Here is a 20,745-nt window from a genome sequence, read left to right as displayed (position 1 = left end):
GAACCATGGCGCGCTCGGCTCAAGGCGAAGCGCCTCCACAACGCAGGCAGGAACGTAACGCCGAGCGACGGATTGCATTTCGGCCTCGGCATACATTGCTGTTAGACGAAAACTGGCGGATGGCATAGATGAGTGTCACCTCATGGCCGGTACAGAATGGCTGCTCTTTGCCGGAAGCTGACATCGGGGGCATATGATTTACTTCTATCAGCACAAGTCCCAAGCGAACAGCACTTGCCTGCAGTGCCTACAAACGAATTTGTACAGAGCGGAGTCACCACCTGGTTGGTAACCCTCCGTAACCCGTCCCCACCCCGCCTCGTCCCGTTTGTACTCAAGGAGCCAAGCTTGTTTGGTGCTCTCGGATGCTGACTCGACGTCCTGAATACTGGCATCGCCATGGAACTCACAAGCGTCGCCGCAGTGAGAAAGCCACCACTCCTGTTGCCAAGAGATATAGCCCGGGGTCCGAAGATTCACCTCTTCCATAGCTTCGACTGGCACCCCTGCACGCGCCAGTGGGTACGAGTCAGCGAAAGATGCATCCCGCTTGCTGGCTGCAGAACCATCGGCGATGCACCACGGGCACAGCGCGTCGTGCAAATCGTTAACTGAATAGACCGGTCCTACATAGATGTAGCCTCGCGCTTGCTTGCAGCACGCGCATATCGTTTCGCTGGCAGCGCCGGCGCCGGTTACAAGGGGCGCCGGATGGTAGCGAAAATATGGGAGCGGTTCTGTTACGGTCATGGCCCTGTACTTTAATGTTCGGTAACGGCCAACACGCCTGCAAGGACGATCAGCCGGCCTCTCTAGCCTTGCTCTATGGTACGCCGAGCCGCTCTTCAAGCAGATTGTGTACCTCGGTCATAAATCGAGCATAGTCGACCGGACTGGCGATCCGCGCTCACCTAGGTAGCGCGTGACGACCTCGCGGGTGGACAAGCGCTCTGCGGTGTGCGGAGTAAAGCGGGGACGAATCGGTGAGGTTGTAAGGTCGAAATAAATGATGTATTGTTAATGCATGTTATATCACTGCGGGCAAAGTTGAAAACCGCGCACCCACGGCCGACGGCAAGACAGGCCGAACAGGAAGCTGAAGGATACGAAGTGAAGCTAGATGGCCTACTAACCAAACCGGCACCCTCTTTCGACGAGCCGCTCGAAATGCTCAAGGCCTGTCACGAGCGTATTGCCGCGCAATGCGCCACGCTCGCGAAGCTGTCGGCACATCTGCCATCGCACGGTGCGGACGAACAGGCGCAGCAGGCGGCCCGAAACATCATGCGTTACTTCGACGTGGCCGGGCCTCATCATCATGCCGACGAAGAAGAAGATCTCTTTCCGTTGCTGATCGCAGAGGGCCAGCGTCGGGGTTCGCCGGTGGTCGAGGTGATCGCGTCGCTGCTCAATGAGCATCGATCTCTGGAAGCGAACTGGGCGCAGTTGCGAGCAGTCCTTGCCGATATTGCTCAGGGCCAGGTCAGGCCGATCGAGCGCGCCTGGGCAGAGAGCTTCGCTGACGCATACCGTCGTCACATCGCCGTCGAAGAAGGTCAGGTTCTGGTGTTCGCCCAAGCGTGCCTGGATCGAAAGCAGCTCGCCAGGCTGAGCACAACGATGGTTGCCCGACGCGCCGTGGCATCGCACTGAAACCCAATGAAGCCCATCACGAGGGCACCCTTTCCAGGAGAAACTTCCATGCCAACTTTGAAAGCCATCGGCACCATCTTCGCCCAGCATCATGTCTTCGATGCACGGGGCATTGCCAAGCGTTTCCGGCACGCGGCCATCTTCGGCGCGCTCGACGCCCTAGAGCCAGGCGAAGTGATGCGCTTTGTCAACGATCATGATCCGCTCCCGCTCCTTGCGCAGATTGAGCGGCACTACGGCCCACGCGTGGATGCCGGATATGTCGCCCGCGATCCGGGCAACATCGTGATCGACTTTACGGTGAGAGCGGCCGGCTGAATGTCTGCCGCGCCCGCAATCAATGCCGGCGAACGTGTCTTGTGGCAGGCCGCGATCGTCGATCTGGCCGGCACAACGGATGCATGATGCGCAGATGATTCGGTCATTTGCGAACGATGCGGACACGTGCCGGTGACCTTAGTACCGGTGGACAGAGGACAACATGCTGACCACAATCGAACCCGACGGCGTCCACGCGCCTGACGCCTGTTGCCAGACGCTTCTGCCGCAGGCGCGCCAAGAGATTGAGGCGACGAACGTCACCTGCAACAGTTGTGCATTGGCGCGCCTGTGCACCGCTGAGCCGGTCGACACATCGGCCGCAGAGCGGCTCAACGAGTCTATGCGCTGCATCCGTATGATCAAGCGCGGACAAGCGCTGTACCGCAGAGGCGGAAGCCTCCAAAGCATCTATGCCATCCGTGCCGGCTCCTTCAAAACCGTAATCCATCGGACGGGAGGCGCACAGGTCGTCGGCATCGCTTTGTCGGGTGATCCGCTCGGCATTGACGGTATCGCCAGCGGCAAGCATGCCTACGATGCAATCGCACTGGAAGACAGCTCGGTATGCGTGATGCCGTTTGAGCGACTCGAACGCCTGTGCCATGACCTGAAGATCGTTCAGCGGCACGTATTGAGCATGCTCAGCGCCGAGATCGTGCGCGGGTCCAAATGGATGGGGCTGCTCGGCACGATGGGAGCGGAGGATCGCGTCGCCACCTTTCTGTTCGATTTATCGGAACGCTGGAGCGCGCGCGGTTTTTCGTCGACACAGTTCACGCTGAAAATGACGCGCGCGGAGATTGGCAGCTACCTTGGGTTGAAACTCGAAACTGTTAGCAGAATGCTGACGAAACTGCAGCAGCGTCGGCTGCTTGAAGTGCGCGGCAAAGACATCCGGATTCTCGATATGGACCGATTCCAGGCCGTGGCGATGGATGGCTGCACGCCATTTTCCGGCTCCTGTTCAGTCTCGATATACGGCTAGGCTGAGCGCTAGCGTGACGCCTACCTCGCATGCCCACGTGTCCAATCACACCTACTCGTCGCTGATATAGAGATAGAACCAGCGCGGCGATGGCCCATCAAACCGAAGGCTCATTTCACCTGAGTGCCTAACCGCCATCGCACCCGCTACGAGAGCGCGGTGCCTCACAGTGGAAAACAAGCGCCGAAGGAGAGACGTCATGAGCGACACACGCGTTTTCGAGGTCTACCGCTACGATCCCGATTCAGATGTCCAGCCCTACATGCAGGCCTTTGACGTCGAGTTGAAGCCAGACGAACGGATGCTGCTGGATGTTCTGATTCGCCTCAAGGCGCAGGATCAGACACTGAGCTTCCGAAGATCATGCCGGGAGGGTGTGTGCGGTTCAGACGCGATGAACATCAACGGCAAGAACGGTCTTGCCTGTACGACCAACCTCAACGAGCTGCCGCGCCATATCGTTCTACGCCCGCTTCCGGGCCTGCCCGTCATACGCGACCTGATCGTGGATATGACGGATTTCTTCAAGCAATACCACTCGATCAAGCCGTACCTGATCAACGACACCGCACCGCCGGAGCGTGAGCGCCTTCAATCACCTCAGGAACGCGACCAATTGGACGGCCTCTATGAGTGCATCCTGTGCGCATGCTGCTCAAGCGCATGTCCGTCGTACTGGTGGAATCCCGACAAGTATGTCGGCCCGGCTGGCCTGCTGCAGGCGTATCGCTTTCTCGTGGATTCGCGCGACGAGGCTACTGCCGCGCGCCTGGACAACCTCAACGATCCCTACCGCCTGTTCCGCTGCCGAACGATCATGAACTGTACGAACGTGTGCCCCAAGGGCCTGAACCCAGCCAAGGCGATCAGCGAGATCCGAAACATGCTCGCCCGCAGGGCAATTTGACCGACGCAGCTTTAACGACCAGGAGAGAACATGGCAACACCACACGCCGCGCCCGGAGAGCTGATCGACGTCCGCCCACTGGGCGCTGCACTCCAGCAAGCAAAATCCGTCGCCTTGATCCGCTCGACGCACCTTGAAGTCATGCGACTCGTGCTGCCTACAGGCGGCCGTATTCCTGTCCATCAGGCGCCGGGAGACATTACGGTGCAGTGCCTCGAGGGCGTGCTGAAGCTCGGTATGAACTCGGGCACACACACCATGCGCGCAGGAGATCTTCTGCTGCTTCCACCGGAAGAACCGCATTGGCTAGAGGCAATAGAAAGTGCGTCTGTGCTTGTTACCCTCTATCTTCCGCAGCGTCCATAGGCAAGTTGGGGAAGCGGAAGACGGCTTTCGCTGCCCTCTTGCGAACGCCGCACCTTATTGGACAGCCCCCCCGGTCAACGTGCCCGGTCAACGGAGCCTGTCGCACTTCCGATAGGAAGAGAAGGGGCGGCAGAGACTGCGTTGCTCAATCATCTCGCTCATATGCGCCTCTCCGACATTGCCGAGTGCGTGCGGGTGCAAGATGTTTGAGACTCCCCCGTCCATCATCGAGCAGGCACCCACGCCGCATAAACGGCGACTTTTCTTTTCAGCCCGCTTCACGTCGGCTTTGCAAGAGCGAACCGCTCAACCAGGAAGTCGATGAGTACACGCACCCAGTGCGATAAATGGCGCCCAGGAGGATAAATCGCATACAGGCTGCCTGCCGCCAGGCGGTAATCGGAAAGAACCGGTATCAGCGCGCCCTGTGCCACCAACTCGGTTGAAATGAACGCTGGTACGGCGGTAATCCCTAACACCGCCACGGCGGCCGTAATGACGGCTTCTCCGTTGTTCGCCTTCAACGGAGTAAAAGCGCACTACCAGGACACGCGCGCCGGCGTGCGTGGCGAGGTGGTCATCGACGCTTCCAACGCCGTGGCGACGAAAGAGAAGCGTGCTCCCAAGGGGAAAAGAAGAAGCAGGAGACCGTCCAGGCCAACCGAACCCGGACAACGTGAAGGTGCTACGGCACACATACGTCTCACGGTCCAACGCCGAGCGCGCGGCGCGGGCGGAGTGGCAGAAGATTCAGCGCGGCGTGGCCACGTTCAACATAACGCTGGCGCGTGGGCGGGCCGAGCTGTTCCCCTCGCTGCATGCGAAGGTGAGCGGGTGGAAGCCGCAGATTGACGGGACGGGCTGGTCGGTCGGCCGTGTCGTTCACAGTCTGAATGACGGTGGCTTTACTACGGCGCTTGAGCTGGAGATTCAGCCAGACAAGATCGAAAAATAGCGATGACCGCTTCGGCGTTACCGGCGTGGGTACGCGTAGGCCTCGTTACGACAGAGAAGATCAGAGCAAAGAAAAATTCATGAGAATCGGCATCAATGGGTTCTTAGACTTAGCCAAGCTCGTCTGTTTTTAGTCCTGTGCCGAACGAGATCGCACAGGGCATTTTCGATTGGACACAAACCTGGAATTTGAAGCCATGAAACTTCGTCTACTGAGGTTTGCCGTGCTCACTCTCTGCGCCGCCCTTGGCTCAACGAGCCTTCCCCTATCTGCACAATCGAAAAGGGTCCGGTCACCATCTGAGAAGTGGGAAGGTTACACAATAAATTTCGGGAACATGACCGGGAAAGATATCACTCTCACGCGGCAATTCAGCCAATGTATGCATGACTCAGGACCGCCGACATACCTCGTCAAAGCTGGCCAACAAGGGGATTTCGAGATATATGACAACAATTCGAACGAGTCGGGCTGCCAGAACTTCCCGAAAGTAGTCGTATGGGAGATGAGCTCGGGTGGCAAGATCCAGTTTGAGCGCCAGCGGAAAGGAGACCAGTGGCAGACGCAGGTGCAGGGCCCGGTGCAATCCGCCACGTGCGATGGGCAAAACTGCCTTGCTCCCACCTACCTCGGCAGCGGCGACCCCGCCGTCATTTTCGTCACGTTTTAGAGTTCTCACTGACTGCGGCGCGGGCATCTGTCGATTGCCTGCCCCAGGCGCGTGACGTTGTGCGCTCGCGCAATATTTGAGTCCCCATACGCAACCGGCTATGGGTACTTTAAGGCGCGCAAAGGCCGCACTTAAACTTCCACCACTCGCTGCACCTTGATGTCTGGCGGAGCTTGGATGAACTCCCGCCACGCAACGAGCGCGCGACGAAGCGTCTGAAGGTCAACGACCTCGAAGACGTCTTCGTCGTATTGAAAGTAGATGACTGCCCCGCTTGGTTTCAGGTCCGCAGCCAAAGTTTCGCGCCCCCATTCTGATTCCGGTAGTTCACCGTCTGCCACGCGATCAATCCTGGCAATCCCTTCGGCAATCCAAGAGACGGAGTGATCGATTCCAAGACCGCCGTCGTCCACCAGCAGGTTTGCAAGAGGACTAGAGTTGAAGCCCTCTTCATTCACTGGCTCCGAATGGCACTGGGGAACCACCCTTCCGAGTGCTTCAAACCAAAAAAACGTCAGTTTCATCGTGACCATTCCCTGGCGGCTTGCATGGACCGATAGCCTTTGGTGAAGAACGTAGCTGTTAGCAGGACTCGCTACCCGCCACTTCTTGTGTGTGGGCGCTATGCGGCTCGCAGGTAGTATAGAGGCCAATAGAAGTGCACATCTGATGCTCGTTCCATAGGTCCTACATGCGCCCGCTGCTCATCGTTGCTGCTTGCCTGACGGCATCGCCCTCGTTCGCGACGGTCGCCTGGCACTGCACCTACAACGGCGAAACCTTTTTGGTCGGCGTGCCCTGTGAAGAGGCAATCAAGCGAGGCATCACGCCACCGCTTAAGGAACGGCCGGACACGCCCGAATGTGCGGGCCTCAAACGCCAGATAGACGTTTTGCGCGCAGAATTGGAAGATGCAGTCTCCACACCCGGCAAGGTTCCCGACGGAGAGGTTGCTCGGCTAGATCGGAGCATTGCTGACTTGGGGACAGAGCAGCATCTGCATGGATGCAAAGATGCGCCTCCAGTGCCGTAGGGCATCGATCGTCCGTTCTTGGTCAGCAGCAGCCATCAAACGACTTCACAATGACGCGAACCATAATGAATGACCGCCTCGATGCCCTGCAAGCTCGAACGGGATTTAGCTTGCCCGCTGACTTCGAGCATCGACAATTGCGCTCTGCGAGGCGCGGTTCCGCGCAAAGACGCTGGCCGACCTTACCGACACTCAGCTGCGCGCAGCGCTATGGGTAACAGTGGCAGACTGGCGGGCGTATTGGGCGCAACTGCAATCGGCCTAGCCCGGGCAGGCCGTTGTGTACATGCCCGACGTGTTCTTAAGCGCGAGATATGACCCTAGACGAAATCGCCCAAGGGCTTTCGGATGAAAGCCTGACCTCAGCAGATATCGATTTGCTGTGCGAGCGTCGCGTCCAAACGAAGCGCGCACTGTTCGACGAGCTGGCGTACTGGCTAGCCGTAGCTTTCATTGAGGGACGCAAAGACTTCTATTTTTGCGACGGTGTTGCCAACATGTTCCTGCCTTTCTCGAACTGGGAACTCAGCGACTTTGCATGGGATGTCTACCTTGCGTTCGACAACGGGGAGTTCCACCACGAGGGCGATCCGATAGAACTGGACACGGTTGAAAAGTACACACGGCCGATGCTTCTTGCTGCAATCGAAGGTTGGAACAAGTAAGCGGCGGGCACGGATCAAACACCACGAACAGCGTCTACCAACGAAGGAAACCCATGTCACGGTTCGCACGCGTTGTCCTACTGGCCATCCTGCTCACGCTGTCTGCCAAACCAGCAATGGCGGACTGGACACAAGACTTCGTCAGAATTGCCTGCAACCCGGATGCACGCTTCTTCCGCTTCGAGTGGGTTGGACTCGACGGCAGCAGCACTTGGTCCGACGCTCAATACGATGACAAGCGCATGGAAGAGCGGAAGGCCATTTGGAGACAACATGGCTTTTACGTACCCTCGGATCTCCACTACGAGTGCAAAGTGGGAGACGCCATATATCGTCTCACAACGAAACAGCAAGCCCCTTATTCCCCCGGGATGTGCGGTGAGCAACCGCCAATCAAATTGAACCTCACCAAGGATGGCGAGGAAATCCTGAAGGATGTGACCTTCGGCGATGACTGCTTCGGCGGCCCCTCTGTTGCCAGCGTGACCATATTCGAGACCCTGATGGGCTGGGGAGGGGCAGACACTTCGATGTGTGCCTGGCCTAAGACCAATTCCGGTAGTAGCCCATACAAAGAGGTCTGCGAAGACCCTTCAGCGTTCTCGCGCACCATGCCTGTCACCCAAGAGCAGATGGGAATCTATCTGCGCAAGCGGTCTAAGGAATAGAGGTCTTTTAGTGCGCTGAGCCATTGCTGCGTAGAGTCTTCGACGAGAGGAGGCAAGTCAGTGTCGCGTCGACTTCCAGTGCACGCAATGGCACAACGCCATCGACAGCGCCGCGCTGTAACAGATTCGGCTCAAAGGAAGAAAAGCGCCACACCAAACGCCAAAAACACGCACCCAGAAACAAGTTGCGATCGGAGAATGGGCCGCCACCCCGGATAGCCATACGGCACGGGCGCCGAGAAGCGGATCGGGACAGGCAAGCGCAACAGCCAGATTCGCCATGCGTGTGAAACCGACAAGACTCCGCAAACCAGCACGCAGAACTTAGCCAACCGAAGCGGCTCCAGTTCATTGGGCAGGTGGAAAAGTTGCATCGTGGGGAATGCCAGCGCAGCCAGTGCCAATAGCACGCACGAGGCACGGTAGGCCAGCGTGACGGCCGTCTTGAGCCACTGCGGTGCACCGCTATCACCTTGCGGTGAGGGAGTCCATGTCATGTTCGTTCGGGGGCAATCTTCACCAGGCTGTCATGCGGCGCCCTCACCGCCGCTCGCGTCGCAAAGAACGCACGAAAGCGCCTGTACCAAATACCGATCCAGAAAAGAAACGCGATACCTCCCAGGGCAAACATGCCTGCGATGTACCACTCAACGATGCGGAGGTTGTCATCCATAGTCACTAAAGGCGCTTGAGCTGATCGCCCGGCAGCTCTCCCGTCATGAGCGCGAGCGCTCCATCTTCGTCCACTACAGGAATCCCAAATTCCTCCGCCCGAGCAAGCTGCTTGTGCCCCACCAACGGCCCGGCAACCACGTACGTTACGGTCTTGGTGATTCTCTTCCGCACTTCCCAACCGGCTCCCAACGCGCGCGCCTCCAAGGCATCGCGTCGAGCAGGGTGAAGGCCGGCAAAGACCACCGCTGTCTGCCAATCCCATGCATCTGCTTTGCGCCGGCCTCTTTCCTTCCGCTTGGTCGAATCCGGCGACATCGATACAGCACAAAGCCAAGAGGCAGCGCTCATAACTTCCCCGGACTCTGAGCGGGTATCCATGATGTTAACGTTTGTGGTTGTGCAATTTCCCAGTACCTAGAGTACCGACGAGGGTTGGTGCCTGCTCAATGTGGGCGCCTGTAAACGACGTCTCGCTAGAGACCGAGACGAGGAATTCGTAATTCTTGTCGACGCAGACTACTGACGTTCTGCCAATCGGACATCTCATTCAGGCGTCTCCTTTTGGCTGGTAGAGGACGTTCGCTCTATCCCGGCGTTGGGACTCAGCTCAGCATAGAAAAACGAAAGACCCCGTGCTCTGCCGGAATGGTGGAGTGCGCAAGCGGCGCGGCCAATGGCATTCCATGTTCGCTATTGGTAAAGAGGACGAATCCGTTCCGGGACGACAGCGACACCATGGCAAATGCTCGGTACCCCGGGTTATTTCCCCAATGCCAGAGGTAGGTGTCGCTGTTCGCAGTCTCGATGCCCCATCCGTATCCGACTTTCACTCATTGCGCGATGGCGATGGTTGGAACTGCAAGAGCAGATATTTCCACAGTCTTGATGTTCTAGCATGGTGCTCCTCGCCTGCGGGTTGAGCGCTACACCATGCGGCGCCGCAAGCATTGCGAGCAGTGTCCCTCGTACTCCTTCAAAGCAGCGTGCGTGACCGCCCAAACGGATCGGAAATTATTTCCACGAGAGCCTGGGATACTGCTCCTGCTGTCGCCGCCGACCGTTTCGAGACAAATGACGGCGTGCCCGACGACAGAACTTGCCGCTTCGAGTTGGCTGAGATTTGAATCGTCGGAAGGCACTTCGAGCACATAGTCAGCACTTTCTCGCATCTCCTTGGCGCGCTCCCGATCAGACGAAATCGCTGACGAACTCGCACTTCAGATGAGTCGCACGCGCGACTGGATCCCGGGTAAACAGCGCGCGTCTGCACGCGTGCGCAACCCCACCAACTAACTACGTCGGCAGATGAACTTCAGCGCTTGTGCATCAACTACACTCGACTAAAACCAGAAAGGTTGTGGCTTGCGAGTTGATATGAGATTGGCAGACTTACTTGGGGTTAGCGGAGCCCTGCGTTTGAGCACCGTTGAAAGGCTGCCGGAATATGAGCAAGCGCTGTTGCGGATCTACCTGGGCCCGCTACCCCTCCTGGCCTATGCAGTCGTTGCGCTTACCCAACCAACGCCTGAGGCCTACCGAACGCTATTGACATGTCTTTTTTATGTCGTATTCAGCGTCGGTACATATATAGCTGTCAATGCACTGTCCGGCCCATCGCGCACACGGTTAGTCACGACCACCGTCATGGACCAAGCCTCGGTCGTCATGATTCTTGCCGCAGGAGGCCGGATAGCATTGCCCATGCTCTGGGCTTTCTTCTGGTTTTTGGTAGGCGCCGGGTGTCGCTATGGCAAGCGCATGTTGGCACTCTCCTGCACTGTCGCGCTTGCTGGCATTGTCGCGCTCATGCGATGGGCACCGTGGTGGCAGGAGAATTTTTCCGCCGGGCTGGGCATCGCCTTTGGCGTTACCGCAACCTCCATATATTTGTCAGTGTTGGTCAACAGGCTCGAGAAGCGAGCCGCTACTGATCCTTTGACGGGTCTGAGCAATCGCAAAAGCCTTGAGAAGACCATCGCGCGCGTCCTTTGTGGTCAAGATGGCGAGGCGGAACGAACGGCTCTGTTGCTCATTGATTTGGACGGGTTCAAACAGGTCAACGACGCGTATGGGCACGGAGTAGGAGACTTGCTGCTGCAACGCTTTGCCCAAGCCTTGCAAGCTCGCATGCGCCGCGGCGATACGCTCTCCCGCCTGGGAGGCGACGAGTTTGTGATTCTGGCGCGCGACCTTTATCGCAAGACAGACGCGCAAGCCATTGCAGATGATGTCCAATCGGTACTGAATGCGATTCAAACCGTTGATGGGCATCCTGTTTCTGTGTCGGCCAGCATCGGCATCTATCTGTTTTCAACTGACGCACGAGGCGAACCCCTCGACATTCCTGCCATCTTGCGTCGCGCAGATAGTGCGATGTATCGCGCGAAGACCTCTGGGAAGAACCAGACCGCGTTCACCGACGAGCGTTTCCGCTGAGATGATGGGCGAGCGGGAAACGCGCTCGCTCCCAAATGCGATCCGCTGCCGCTGCCGCTGCCGCTGCCGCTGCCAGATATTTAACCTCGCTGCCATCCGCAAGGCGTTGCATACACGCACCTACTCTGGCAGCGGCCTTGGCAACGTGTGCGCCACGCGCCGCATCCAGGCTGTTTGAATAAGAGCCACGACTCTACTCCGCGATCCTGTCACATGAGGGACCGAGCGCCACTGCTACTGTCCGCGCGTTCTAAGGATGCCTTCAGGGCGATACATAAGCGGGAGAAGTTGCGTGACTCAGAAGATTTCAACGGTGCGTTTCCAGACGCGCCGCCGATTGCTTGGTGCGGCGGCTGCAACGCTCGCCGGTGCCGGCTTGTCTGCATGTGGCGGGGGCGGCGATGGCAGCCTCGCAGGGGATCCGGGTGGCGCCTCATCTACGGGGAGCGCGCCCGTGCCAACACAGTTGGTGCCACCGGTCTTGCCCGGTCCTGCGCAGTCGGGCATCGACCACGTCGTGCTGGTGGTGATGGAAAACCGATCGTTCGACCACTATCTGGGCTGGCTGCCGGGTGCCAACGGAAAGCAGGCTGGGCTCCAGTTCATCGACGCGTTTGGCAATCCGCAGAACTCGTTCCGCCTCGCGACCGATCCCAAGTATGGTTTTCAGGGTTGTGGCTTCGCCGATCCGGATCACAGCTACGAAGGGGCACGCATCCAACTCGACGGCGGGAAGATGGATGGATGGTTGCTGACGCCGGACACAAACAAGACGCCCGGCGACCTCTTCCCCATCGGTTACTACCAAGCCGAAGATCTATCTTTCTTTGGGTCAGCCGCCCGGGATTGGACAGTCTGTGACAGCTACCACTGCGGAATTCTGGCGGAAACCTATCCGAACCGGTTTTACCTGATGTGCGGCGAAACCGATCGACTGCACAACTCCAATGCAACCTGCTCGCTGCCGACCATCTTCGATCGCTTTGCCGAGAAGGGTGTGTCCGCCAACTATTACTTCAGCGACGTGCCATTCACGGCGCTGTTCGGCGCGAAGTATCTCAACACATCCAAACCGTTCGCGACGTTTTTGACGGACGCTGCAGCCGGCACCCTACCTGCATTCTCATACGTCGATCCGCGCTTTACCGGGGAGAACCCGCAAGGCATATCTGCCGATGATCACCCGAACTCAGATATCCGAAACGGGCAGGTGTTTCTTAATCAGATCTATGACGCCGTGCGTAACGGCCCCGGATGGCAGAAGACACTGCTGATCATCACGTACGACGAATGGGGCGGCTTTTTCGACCACGTGCCGCCATTCAAACGCCCCGTCTCTGCTGCCGAGACGCAGTTAGGTAACGATGGCTACCTCGGCTTCCGTGTGCCGATGGTGCTGATTGGTCCACGCGTCAAGCGCGGGCATGTCAGCCATTGGCCGCTTGACCCGAGTTCGATCCACCAGTTACTGGCTTGGCGCTTCGGACTCAATCCCCTCGGTGCGCGTGGAGGCCTGCCGGACACCAATTCGATCGCCTACGCGCTCGACTTCATCTCACAGCCGAATTTAACGGCACCGGCTTACTCGGTTCCGCAAGGTCCGTTCGGAGGCGTGTGCCCGGGCTCCATCACAGGCAGCGCCCCCGGAATCAGCGGGGTTCCTGGCATCAGTTCCCTTCGCACGATCGCCACCTCGTTGGGCTTTCCTCTTCCTTGAATCATGGCAACCATGCGACTTTCCAAATTGAACTGGCTGACCGGCGGCATCGCCGCAACCTTCTTTGCATGCCTGCTGGCGGGCTGCGGCGGGGCAAGCGATGCAATCACCCCAACTGGCGGGGCGTCGTCGGCAGCAGCTCCAGTCTCGCCACCCGCGCAGTCCCCAGTGACGCCCACCGCAAGCCGGATCGGCCACGTTTTTGTGATCGTGTTGGAGAACAAGGGCTACACCCAAACCTTCAGCTCCGGCAGTCAGGCACCTTATCTCGCCAACACGCTGACAAGCCAAGGGGCATTATTGACTCAGTACTACGGTACCGGCCACAACAGCAACGACAACTACCTGACCATGATCAGCGGGCAGGCACCCAACGCGCAAACACAGGCTGACTGTCAGTACTACACCGACTGGTTGGGCACCATGAGCCCCGATGCCAATGGGCAGGTAACAGGTACCGGTTGCGTCTATCCTGCCGCCATCGGCACGATTGCCAGCCAGTTGGATGCCAAAGGCTTGGCTTGGCGCGGCTACATGGAAGACATGGGCAACGATCTAACGCGCGATGGCAGCCCAACCTGCTCTCACCCCGCGCTCAATGGCAAGGACGGCACCCAGACCGCCACCGCGACTGACGGCTACGCAACACGCCACAACCCGTTCATGTATTTCCACTCGGTGATCGATCACCAGTCGTACTGCGATAGTCATGTCGTGCGGCTCGATTCTCTGGCCACCGATCTGAATAGCATTGCGACCACGCCCGCGTTCTCGTTCATCGTGCCGAACCTTTGCAACGATGGACATGACGAGCCAACCTGCGCCGACGGCAAGAGCGCGGGCGGCTTGCCGGCGGTCAATCGCTTTCTGCAGACCTGGGTACCGCAGATCACCAACTCGCCGGCCTTCCAGTCCGATGGCTTACTGATCATCACTTTCGACGAATCGGATACGAGTGACACCTCCGCCTGCTGCGGTGAGCCCACTGGTCCGAATTCGGTAGCACCGGGCCTCACTGGTCCTGGCGGTGGCCGCGTCGGCGCTGTGGTGCTCTCGCCTTTCATCAAGCCGGGCACGGTCAGCAACACGCCCTACAACCACTATGCGCTGCTCAAGAGCATCGAGGACGTGTTCGGGTTATCGCATCTTGGCTATGCCGGCATGAACGGCTTGCAGGGCTTCGGCAGCGACGTCTATACAGCCGCGCACTGATGTTTTGAGGGTTGTGCGTTCACCCCCAACGCCGGTCAGTTGGAGGGTCAACGTGCCGTCGCAATCGAGATGGTGATGGTCAACATGTCTTCGGCGAGCGCCCTCGGTCGGTGAGGGCATAGGCCGGGTAGTCAGATGGGTGTCTCTCGCTCCTCAACGGATGCCGAGAACCACCGTAGAGCGAGTGCCCGGCCTTCCCGCATGCCTGCGGAAATTGCGGCGTCCATCGAATCAAAGTCGGCAGAGATATGATGGAACCGCTGCATCTTTGGGTACGACATGTCGTCGCCTTTCGGGCCGCAAACAAAACCCGTGTACGCGTACCGAAAATCGGCCCCCCGTCCAAGGACCGCGAGCACATGTATCGAGCAGCCCCGAAACTCTTGAATCGACCACGCCTGCATATTGCCCCCACCACGCTTCCCCGTCCGGATATTGTCCCGTGGGTAGCGAGTGCATGGCAATGAGGGGAGGCTCAAATCACATTCGTGACAAATCACGTTTGTGAAAAATTTCCGTCATAACGCGCGTGTAACTTGGCGCCGCGACGAGAGACGCACCCCGCCTTCTCGCCGCGCGCAGCCCGATGGCTGCGTTTTTTTGCCCTCCGCTCTGCCGGCCTGTCCAACAAAGGGAGGGCGCGGCGCGTCAACCCTTTGCTGGCCGCCCGGTCTTTACCGACTCGACGCTGGCTACTGCCGCCAGCAGGCGTTTTGCCGGAAGCGATGCAAGCAAGGCGAGTCCGGCGCGCAGCAGTTCGCTCTTCTTGACCTTCTGCCCGCCTGCGAGACACCGTTCCTTGAGCTCGGCCAGCTTCCGATAGTCCTCTTCCGGCATCGTGAAGCTATCTCGGACCACCTTAGTTTTTTTGGGCTTTTGGCAGGCCGCCGCCTCGGCCGAACCTGCGGCACCATTGGCCGGCTTCACGCTCTTCTGGTTCTTCTCCTGCGCGGCTGGCGCTGCCGCTCGCTTAGTCGAGCTTGGCTTCACCACTCGTGCATCTGCGCCCGCTACGGATTTGGTACGGCGCGCCTTCGTTGTCGCGCTGGTGGACGCAGTCTGATCAGTTGCTGCTTGCTTTGCCATTTCAAGATCCATTTTTTACCCCTCCTTTCTGACGCGTTTGGAAACAGTATATACAGTTTCCGTGGCGCACAAAGTTTGAGCACACCGAGCCGATTCAAGTCCAACGCGGGTTGACAGAGCTCGAAGCGTGCTTTGTTCACAGCTTTTGTGGATAAGTAACGCAACCCCTCAGCCACTGGACGAACAGGTCGTAAGCCGCCGCGTACTCCGGGCTAACCGGGACTTGCCCCAGGTATGCTGCTCCGACGACCACGTCGTTCAATTCTCCGAGCGCGTCTTGAAGCTGTTCAAGCCGTCGAATGCGCTTGCGGTCCTCCTTGCTTAGCACTTCCCCGAAGAACTCAAGGAGGTAACGCAAGCGTTTCATCTGGATGAGAGTCTGATGCGATTCCTGCAAGCCACCATTCGACGCGCGGCGAAGGGCCTTGGCAACCTGTCTCGATGCGCCAGCAATGCTGCGTGGGCGAGTTCTCCTAGGGGCTCACCGCTCTCTGTCTCCGCCTGAATAGCCTGCCCGATGGCCTCGTTGAAAGAAGCTATCAGCCCGTGGGGCTCAAGGCTGCCGAGAGCTATGCGGCTTGCCGTGTGCCGCGCTTGATGCTGTAGGTAGGGCCCGTCGTAGTTTGCTTTTCGAGTAGCGCAATACCGGAGCCAATTGTTTCATTACTAGAAACATTAAATCCACATCCTCGTTGATTGTTTACTTATTGCTGTCACATCACTGACGCATTCTCTCGTCTCAGCGTTAGGGGGCACGTTCAATAGCAGGTCACGACAGGCTCCAACGCAGATTCGTTTGTTCAAACAGCAACTGAGGCTAACAGTGAAAAAAACTCTCCTCGCCGTGACGATGGCAGCCAGCACCTTGCCTGCCGCCGCATTCGCGCAGTCTTCGAATGTCACGCTCTATGGCATTGTTGACGCCGGCATCAGCTATCAAAGCCACGTGAACGGCGGCGCCAACGGGAATGGCTCCGTCACGGGGCTCACCTCCGGGGGGCTGTCCGGATCGCGCTGGGGAATCCGTGGCGTTGAAGATCTGGGGAATAACCTGAAGGGTATCTTCGTATTGGAAAGCGGCTTCGACATCGACACCGGCAAATCTGCGCAGGGTGGTCGGTTGTTTGGTCGCCAGGCCTACGTCGGCTTGCAGGGCGATTTCGGTGCCGTCACGATGGGGCGTCAACAAAACGCACTTTACGACCTGTTCGCGGCTTACGACCCGATGGCCGTTGGGCCAAACTACTCGCTGAATTCGGTGGACAACCAATTCAACGGCCGAGCCGACAACGCAGTCAAATACACAGGCAAGTTCGGCGGGCTGACTGCAACGGGCTTCTATAGCTTCGGGCGTGACAGCAATTCCGGACTTGGCGGTGAAGTCCCTGGCAGGTTCAAGGTGGGCAAGAACTATGGTGCGGGCGTCGCTTACGCAAATGGGCCGCTTTCGGTGGGGGTCGCCTATGACCAGTACCAGGGCAGCACCATCGCCGCATCGGGACTCGATGCCAAACGCGCTGCCATTGGCGCTTCTTACGCGGTGGGCGATGCCAAGGTATTTGCCGGCTACCGCTGGCTGCGCGATGAAGTCACGACCGGCACGGCACGCCACGACAATCTTTACTGGCTCGGCGCGCTCTACAAATTTACCCCTGCCTTCACTCTGACGGGCGCTGCCTACTACACGAACGCACGTACCGACAGCAACAGCTCCTGGATGTTCGTGCTGAACGCGGACTACGCGCTGTCCAAGCGCACCGATGCCTACGCGCTGATTGGTTATGTGAACAACAAGGGAAATGCAACCTATGGCGTGACCGGTACGGCTAACACTATGCCGGGCCAGAACCAGACTGGCGCGATGGTCGGCGTGCGCCACCGCTTCTAGTACATCCCAATAAGGCAGGGCGACGCGTCTAGGGCGCGTCGCCGATAGATCATATCGACCTTGACTTGTCACTGGGTTCAAGGACGTTTGGCCGGCGCTTTCGCCGGCCATTTTTTTGGAACGCGGTGAGTGCCCCGCTCTTAACTAGATGAGCTGCAAGACTGCTGCTACGCACCCATCCAGGCAGGACTGCCATCGTTTCGAGCGGTTAAGAGTTGACAACAGATGTCTCGTGAATTTGCTTTCAGGCTGGGAAGAAACCTCTACCCCCAGGTAACTTTGCTTCCCGAGAGCTGCTTCTCGTGAATGTCGGTAATTGGCTGCGGATTCAACCGGCCGATGCAACGTATTGATGGAATCGTTCCGCTGACGCATGACGGCGCGTAACAGCGGGCGCTGTGAGGGGATCCGTCGCACAAAGCCATTACAATAGCGCCCCTTCGCCGGTGGCGCCCGCTCCTGATATCCCGTGCAGGCGCATGCCTCCCGCTGTACTCGAGAAGCCACAATCCTATGATGTCAAACGCTTGCGGCGTCGATTTCGGCACGTCCAACTCCACCGTCGGCTGGCTGAGATCGGACGCACCCACCCTGCTGCCGCTCGAAGACGGCAAGGTTACGCTGCCTTCCGTCATCTTCTTTCACGCCGAAGACCCGCTGGTCAGCTACGGCCGTGCCGCGCTGACCGACTATCTTGCCGGCCACGAGGGGCGCCTGATGCGCTCGCTCAAGAGCCTGCTCGGCACGTCGATGATGGACGAAAGCACCGAGGTCATGGGCCAGGCCATGCCCTTCCGCAAGCTGCTGGCGCATTTCATCGGCGAACTCAAGAGGCGCGCCGAGCGCGCCGCCGGCCATGAATTCCGCCGCGCCGTGCTGGGCCGCCCGGTGTTCTTCATCGACGAAGATCCCAAGGCCGACCAGCTCGCCGAAGACACGCTGTCGGAAATCGCGCGCGACGCCGGCTTCGACGAGATCGCCTTCCAGTACGAGCCCATCGCCGCCGCGTTCGACTACGAGGCCGGCATCAGCGGTGAAGAACTTGTGCTGGTGGCGGACATTGGCGGCGGTACGTCGGACTTCTCGCTGGTGCGCCTGTCGCCCGACCGCGCGAAACGCCCTGACCGCCGCGAGGACATCCTCGCCAACGGCGGCGTTCACATTGGTGGCACCGACTTCGACCGCGCCTTGAGCCTAGCCAACGTGATGCCGCTACTTGGCCTGAACAGCACGCTGCGCAACGGCAAGGCGATGCCGTCAGGCCAGTATTTCGACCTGGCGAGCTGGCACACCATCAACCACGTGTACACGCGCAAGGCGTGGGCGGTGGTGATGGACAATTACCGAGATGTCGCCGACACCGAAAAACTCGACCGCCTAATCCGCCTGATCCGCGAGCGCGCCGGCCACTGGCTGGCCATTCAGGTGGAAGACGCGAAGATCGCGTTGTCGGACGTCCCGGTGGCGGAGATCGACCTGCACCGCATCGCGCCCGAGTTGAAGCAGCCCGTCACGCGCGAGGACTTCGACCAGTCGATTGGGAAGCTGGTCGGCAAGACGGTCTCGACGGTGCAGGCGATGCTGAAGACGGCGGGCGTCGCAGCGGAAACGGTCGATACCATTCTCTTCGCCGGCGGCTCCAGCGGAGTGCCGTTGCTGCGAGAGCAACTGGCGCAAGTGCTGCCGTCGGCGCGGCGCGTCGAAGGCGACCTGTTCGGCGGGATCGGTTCTGGCCTGGCGCGCGATGCGGCGCGCAAGTTTAGCTGACGGGCTGAAAGGCTGAGGGGCAGCGGGACCTTTCGAGCGTATCGAACCATCCGGGCGGGGATATTGCTGTAGACGAGGACCACGCCATGCGCGGCACGGTTTCGCAAAGCTGCAATGGCAGAATTAACCGACACGGAACTCAGAGCAGCACTGTGGGTGACCGTGGCCGATTGGCGATCCTACTGGGAGCAGAAGTAGCGTCGCAAAGTCCGCATCAAGGGGAATGGGCTCTAGCCGGCGCGTAGTGCCGCTTTGATGGACGAAGCAATCTCGTCTTCGGTGCGGCCGCCATTGATTTCGGGTCCATTACCAAAAACGAAGTGAGGAACCGACCGAACGCCCGCAGCGGCGGACCTGGCTGCTTCCATCTCGACCCGCTTGTGTTGCGTCATGTCCAAGGCGATGGCGCGAGCCTCTGCGTGATCGAACCCATGGCCGATAGCGATGTCTGCAAGCACATCGACATCGGCAATGTTCTTTGCGTTGAGGAAGTAGGCCTCAGTGATCGCTACCGCGAGACGATGCTGCGTGCCGCGTTCTGCTGCGGCTTGAATGAGTGCATGAGCAGCCTGGGTCGGATAGGCGTAAAGCTGATATCTGAGGTCCAGATTCAGCCCGGAGGCCCGAGCGGCGGCTTCGGGTCTGGCGAAGGCGGCACTGGTGTCGGTGACGCCGTAGCGCGAGCGAAGCAGATCGGGAATAAACAGTCCAGAGGACGGCGCGTCCGGCAAAAGCAGCACCGGATGATGATGAATGTCCGCATTCAGCTCTGGGAAGCGTTCTGCAAGAACCTTGTCGAGCCGATGCTGGCCGACAAGGCACCAGGGGCACGTGATCTCGGTATAGAGGTCGATTTTCAGCATGGTGCCTCCGTCGTTCGTCTGCTGTTTGCGATGCCGGGAGCGGCCCGAAGGAATGTCGTGTCCGCCGCTTGGTTCGCGTTCCAATCTACGTCCACGTCGCTATCCGCTGGCCCATCCGTAAGGGTCGGAATCCTCACCAGCGCCCAATCCAGATCGGTGCGGACGATCAAGCAGGCTGGGCCAGCAAGGATTGCAGCGCTTTGCCCGCCGTAGCGATTGCCGCCTCAGCCGCTTCGGGGCCATAAGCTGTCCCTTCGATACGCAGTTGCTCGATGTCGGTCATGCCGAGGAAGCCGAGCAAGTGCTTCAGATAGCCGCTCTGGAAATCCATGGGTGCGAAGGGACCCTGGGAGAAGACGCCGCCGCTGGCCGTAACCAGATAAACCTTCTTGCCCCTCACGAGACCCTCGATGCCATCGCCGCCGTACTTGAAGGTCACGCCCGGCCAGGTCACGTAGTCGAACCATGCCTTCAACTGCGTGGGCGGGCCGAAGTTGATCATGGCCGAACCAATGACAAGGATGTCTGCGGCTGCCAGCTCCGCGATCAGTGCCTCGGCCAGCTTCACGGCTTCGATTTGCGCGGGGGTGCGCGATTCAGGCGGCGTCACGCGACCATCGACGTAGCCGTCATCAATGTGCGGAAGCGGATCGACCGACAAGTCGCGAACCGTCAGGGTGCTGTCCGGGCGCTGGTCGGCAAGTTGCCGGGCCAGGTCGGCGGCGAAGCGCGTGGACAGGCCGTCGGCACCGCGCGGGCTGGACGTGATCAACAGGATGTGACTCATACAAGCTCCTATGGGCTAAAATCAGAACTAGGTAATCCTTATGAACCTAATTACCTTTGCATAGTTAGGATCGTATGGTTCCTAACTGATC

23 protein-coding genes are annotated in these 20,745 nt (G+C 59.1%); 14 read left to right on the top strand and 9 right to left on the bottom strand.

Features of this window, described 5'->3' with window-relative positions; translation table 11 throughout:
* Window positions 1–207: 207 nt before the first annotated feature.
* Window positions 208–750, bottom strand: a complete 543-nt coding sequence (locus tag BG83_RS30125; protein WP_024977750.1) for a CbrC family protein — start codon at window positions 748–750, stop codon at window positions 208–210.
* Window positions 751–1,047: 297 nt separating this feature from the next.
* Between BG83_RS30125 and BG83_RS0116275 the strand changes: the two genes are divergently transcribed.
* From BG83_RS0116275 to BG83_RS0116250, 5 genes are all read left to right on the top strand, one after another.
* A complete protein-coding gene (locus BG83_RS0116275) occupies window positions 1,048–1,653 on the top strand; it encodes a hemerythrin domain-containing protein (RefSeq protein ID WP_235193212.1) in 606 nt (201 codons plus the stop codon).
* A 48-nt stretch (window positions 1,654–1,701) separates the two neighbouring features.
* Window positions 1,702–1,971 carry a DUF2249 domain-containing protein gene (locus BG83_RS0116270; protein ID WP_024977748.1) on the top strand — a complete coding sequence of 90 codons (270 nt, stop codon included), beginning with the start codon at window positions 1,702–1,704 and terminating at the stop codon, window positions 1,969–1,971.
* A 163-nt stretch (window positions 1,972–2,134) separates the two neighbouring features.
* Complete coding sequence (locus BG83_RS0116260; RefSeq protein ID WP_024977747.1) at window positions 2,135–2,959, top strand: helix-turn-helix domain-containing protein; 825 nt, start codon at window positions 2,135–2,137, stop codon at window positions 2,957–2,959.
* Window positions 2,960–3,158: 199 nt separating this feature from the next.
* Entirely contained in the window at window positions 3,159–3,866 is a 708-nt protein-coding gene (locus BG83_RS0116255; protein ID WP_024977746.1) for a succinate dehydrogenase/fumarate reductase iron-sulfur subunit, read from the top strand.
* Window positions 3,867–3,896: 30 nt separating this feature from the next.
* Window positions 3,897–4,232, top strand: coding sequence for a cupin domain-containing protein (locus BG83_RS0116250; protein ID WP_024977745.1), 336 nt, complete (start codon window positions 3,897–3,899; stop codon window positions 4,230–4,232).
* A 278-nt stretch (window positions 4,233–4,510) separates the two neighbouring features.
* Here the strand turns inward: BG83_RS0116250 and BG83_RS28345 are convergent, their stop codons facing one another.
* Window positions 4,511–4,756: a LysR substrate-binding domain-containing protein gene (locus BG83_RS28345; RefSeq protein ID WP_024977744.1), complete on the bottom strand. Its 246-nt coding sequence runs from the start codon at window positions 4,754–4,756 to the stop codon at window positions 4,511–4,513.
* 158 nt (window positions 4,757–4,914) lie between these two features.
* On the opposite strand from BG83_RS28345, the gene BG83_RS29865 reads away from it, so the two are divergent.
* Window positions 4,915–5,187: a hypothetical protein gene (locus BG83_RS29865; protein ID WP_235193211.1), complete on the top strand. Its 273-nt coding sequence runs from the start codon at window positions 4,915–4,917 to the stop codon at window positions 5,185–5,187.
* 801 nt (window positions 5,188–5,988) lie between these two features.
* Here BG83_RS29865 and BG83_RS0116230 read toward each other — a convergent pair.
* Complete coding sequence (locus BG83_RS0116230; protein ID WP_152543718.1) at window positions 5,989–6,381, bottom strand: hypothetical protein; 393 nt, start codon at window positions 6,379–6,381, stop codon at window positions 5,989–5,991.
* A gap of 167 nt (window positions 6,382–6,548) precedes the next feature.
* Here BG83_RS0116230 and BG83_RS29370 point away from each other — a divergent pair, with 167 nt between their 5' ends.
* The 3 genes from BG83_RS29370 (at window position 6,549) to BG83_RS0116220 (ending at window position 8,223) form a co-directional block, all read left to right on the top strand.
* Window positions 6,549–6,890 (top strand): hypothetical protein, encoded by a 342-nt coding sequence (locus BG83_RS29370; RefSeq protein ID WP_152543717.1) that lies wholly within the window; start codon window positions 6,549–6,551, stop codon window positions 6,888–6,890.
* Window positions 6,891–7,204: 314 nt separating this feature from the next.
* The gene (locus tag BG83_RS0116225) at window positions 7,205–7,555 is read left to right on the top strand and encodes a hypothetical protein (RefSeq protein ID WP_024977740.1); all 351 of its coding nucleotides are present in this window, start codon (window positions 7,205–7,207) and stop codon (window positions 7,553–7,555) included.
* Between the two features lie 53 nt (window positions 7,556–7,608).
* The gene (locus BG83_RS0116220; protein WP_024977739.1) at window positions 7,609–8,223 is read left to right on the top strand and encodes a hypothetical protein; all 615 of its coding nucleotides are present in this window, start codon (window positions 7,609–7,611) and stop codon (window positions 8,221–8,223) included.
* Window positions 8,224–8,354: 131 nt separating this feature from the next.
* Here the strand turns inward: BG83_RS0116220 and BG83_RS29365 are convergent, their stop codons facing one another.
* Window positions 8,355–8,720, bottom strand: coding sequence for a hypothetical protein (locus tag BG83_RS29365; RefSeq protein WP_152543716.1), 366 nt, complete (start codon window positions 8,718–8,720; stop codon window positions 8,355–8,357).
* Between the two features lie 181 nt (window positions 8,721–8,901).
* The gene (locus BG83_RS0116210) at window positions 8,902–9,246 is read right to left on the bottom strand and encodes a BRCT domain-containing protein (RefSeq protein ID WP_152543715.1); all 345 of its coding nucleotides are present in this window, start codon (window positions 9,244–9,246) and stop codon (window positions 8,902–8,904) included.
* A gap of 1,068 nt (window positions 9,247–10,314) precedes the next feature.
* On the opposite strand from BG83_RS0116210, the gene BG83_RS0116205 reads away from it, so the two are divergent.
* From BG83_RS0116205 to BG83_RS0116195, 3 genes are all read left to right on the top strand, one after another.
* Window positions 10,315–11,334, top strand: a complete 1,020-nt coding sequence (locus tag BG83_RS0116205) for a GGDEF domain-containing protein (protein ID WP_327204842.1) — start codon at window positions 10,315–10,317, stop codon at window positions 11,332–11,334.
* Window positions 11,335–11,626: 292 nt separating this feature from the next.
* A complete protein-coding gene (locus tag BG83_RS0116200) occupies window positions 11,627–13,051 on the top strand; it encodes an alkaline phosphatase family protein (RefSeq protein ID WP_024977735.1) in 1,425 nt (474 codons plus the stop codon).
* A gap of 3 nt (window positions 13,052–13,054) precedes the next feature.
* Complete coding sequence (locus tag BG83_RS0116195) at window positions 13,055–14,263, top strand: alkaline phosphatase family protein (RefSeq protein ID WP_024977734.1); 1,209 nt, start codon at window positions 13,055–13,057, stop codon at window positions 14,261–14,263.
* A 648-nt stretch (window positions 14,264–14,911) separates the two neighbouring features.
* Here the strand turns inward: BG83_RS0116195 and BG83_RS0116185 are convergent.
* Both BG83_RS0116185 and BG83_RS28825 read right to left on the bottom strand, forming a co-directional pair.
* On the bottom strand, window positions 14,912–15,361 hold the full coding sequence (locus BG83_RS0116185; protein ID WP_024977732.1) for a hypothetical protein: 450 nt from the start codon (window positions 15,359–15,361) through the stop codon (window positions 14,912–14,914).
* A 124-nt stretch (window positions 15,362–15,485) separates the two neighbouring features.
* Window positions 15,486–15,803, bottom strand: a complete 318-nt coding sequence (locus BG83_RS28825; protein WP_235193214.1) for a CHAD domain-containing protein — start codon at window positions 15,801–15,803, stop codon at window positions 15,486–15,488.
* A gap of 369 nt (window positions 15,804–16,172) precedes the next feature.
* Between BG83_RS28825 and BG83_RS0116175 the strand changes: the two genes are divergently transcribed.
* Together BG83_RS0116175 and BG83_RS0116170 are read left to right on the top strand one after the other, a co-directional pair.
* Window positions 16,173–17,237 carry a porin gene (locus BG83_RS0116175; protein ID WP_024977730.1) on the top strand — a complete coding sequence of 355 codons (1,065 nt, stop codon included), beginning with the start codon at window positions 16,173–16,175 and terminating at the stop codon, window positions 17,235–17,237.
* Window positions 17,238–17,750: 513 nt separating this feature from the next.
* The gene (locus BG83_RS0116170; RefSeq protein ID WP_024977729.1) at window positions 17,751–19,004 is read left to right on the top strand and encodes an Hsp70 family protein; all 1,254 of its coding nucleotides are present in this window, start codon (window positions 17,751–17,753) and stop codon (window positions 19,002–19,004) included.
* A 230-nt stretch (window positions 19,005–19,234) separates the two neighbouring features.
* On the opposite strand, the gene BG83_RS0116165 is transcribed toward BG83_RS0116170, so the two are convergent.
* Both BG83_RS0116165 and BG83_RS0116160 read right to left on the bottom strand, forming a co-directional pair.
* The gene (locus BG83_RS0116165) at window positions 19,235–19,867 is read right to left on the bottom strand and encodes a DsbA family protein (protein WP_024977728.1); all 633 of its coding nucleotides are present in this window, start codon (window positions 19,865–19,867) and stop codon (window positions 19,235–19,237) included.
* 166 nt (window positions 19,868–20,033) lie between these two features.
* A complete protein-coding gene (locus BG83_RS0116160; protein ID WP_024977727.1) occupies window positions 20,034–20,654 on the bottom strand; it encodes an FMN-dependent NADH-azoreductase in 621 nt (206 codons plus the stop codon).
* Between the last annotated feature and the right edge of the window lie 91 nt (window positions 20,655–20,745).

Origin of the sequence: Ralstonia pickettii (genome assembly GCF_000607165.1) — a bacterium.
Classification (GTDB): domain Bacteria; phylum Pseudomonadota; class Gammaproteobacteria; order Burkholderiales; family Burkholderiaceae; genus Ralstonia; species Ralstonia holmesii.
Note: the sequence above shows the minus strand (reverse complement) of the source record. Positions and strands in the feature narration are given on the sequence as shown.

Bases quoted from the DNA above. Each gene is read 5' to 3' on its own strand.
- BG83_RS29370 (WP_152543717.1), top strand. From the start codon at position 6,549: ATGCGCCCGCTGCTCATCGTTGCTGCTTGCCTGACGGCATCGCCCTCG.
- BG83_RS29365 (WP_152543716.1), bottom strand. From the start codon at position 8,720: ATGACATGGACTCCCTCACCGCAAGGTGATAGCGGTGCACCGCAGTGG.
- BG83_RS0116270 (WP_024977748.1), top strand. From the start codon at position 1,702: ATGCCAACTTTGAAAGCCATCGGCACCATCTTCGCCCAGCATCATGTC.
- BG83_RS0116220 (WP_024977739.1), top strand. From the start codon at position 7,609: ATGTCACGGTTCGCACGCGTTGTCCTACTGGCCATCCTGCTCACGCTG.
- BG83_RS0116255 (WP_024977746.1), top strand. From the start codon at position 3,159: ATGAGCGACACACGCGTTTTCGAGGTCTACCGCTACGATCCCGATTCA.
- BG83_RS0116170 (WP_024977729.1), top strand. From the start codon at position 17,751: ATGATGTCAAACGCTTGCGGCGTCGATTTCGGCACGTCCAACTCCACC.
- BG83_RS0116250 (WP_024977745.1), top strand. From the start codon at position 3,897: ATGGCAACACCACACGCCGCGCCCGGAGAGCTGATCGACGTCCGCCCA.
- BG83_RS0116225 (WP_024977740.1), top strand. From the start codon at position 7,205: ATGACCCTAGACGAAATCGCCCAAGGGCTTTCGGATGAAAGCCTGACC.
- BG83_RS0116165 (WP_024977728.1), bottom strand. From the start codon at position 19,867: ATGCTGAAAATCGACCTCTATACCGAGATCACGTGCCCCTGGTGCCTT.
- BG83_RS0116260 (WP_024977747.1), top strand. From the start codon at position 2,135: ATGCTGACCACAATCGAACCCGACGGCGTCCACGCGCCTGACGCCTGT.
- BG83_RS0116210 (WP_152543715.1), bottom strand. From the start codon at position 9,246: ATGAGCGCTGCCTCTTGGCTTTGTGCTGTATCGATGTCGCCGGATTCG.
- BG83_RS0116185 (WP_024977732.1), bottom strand. From the start codon at position 15,361: ATGGATCTTGAAATGGCAAAGCAAGCAGCAACTGATCAGACTGCGTCC.
- BG83_RS0116195 (WP_024977734.1), top strand. From the start codon at position 13,055: ATGGCAACCATGCGACTTTCCAAATTGAACTGGCTGACCGGCGGCATC.
- BG83_RS0116230 (WP_152543718.1), bottom strand. From the start codon at position 6,381: ATGAAACTGACGTTTTTTTGGTTTGAAGCACTCGGAAGGGTGGTTCCC.
- BG83_RS30125 (WP_024977750.1), bottom strand. From the start codon at position 750: ATGACCGTAACAGAACCGCTCCCATATTTTCGCTACCATCCGGCGCCC.
- BG83_RS0116160 (WP_024977727.1), bottom strand. From the start codon at position 20,654: ATGAGTCACATCCTGTTGATCACGTCCAGCCCGCGCGGTGCCGACGGC.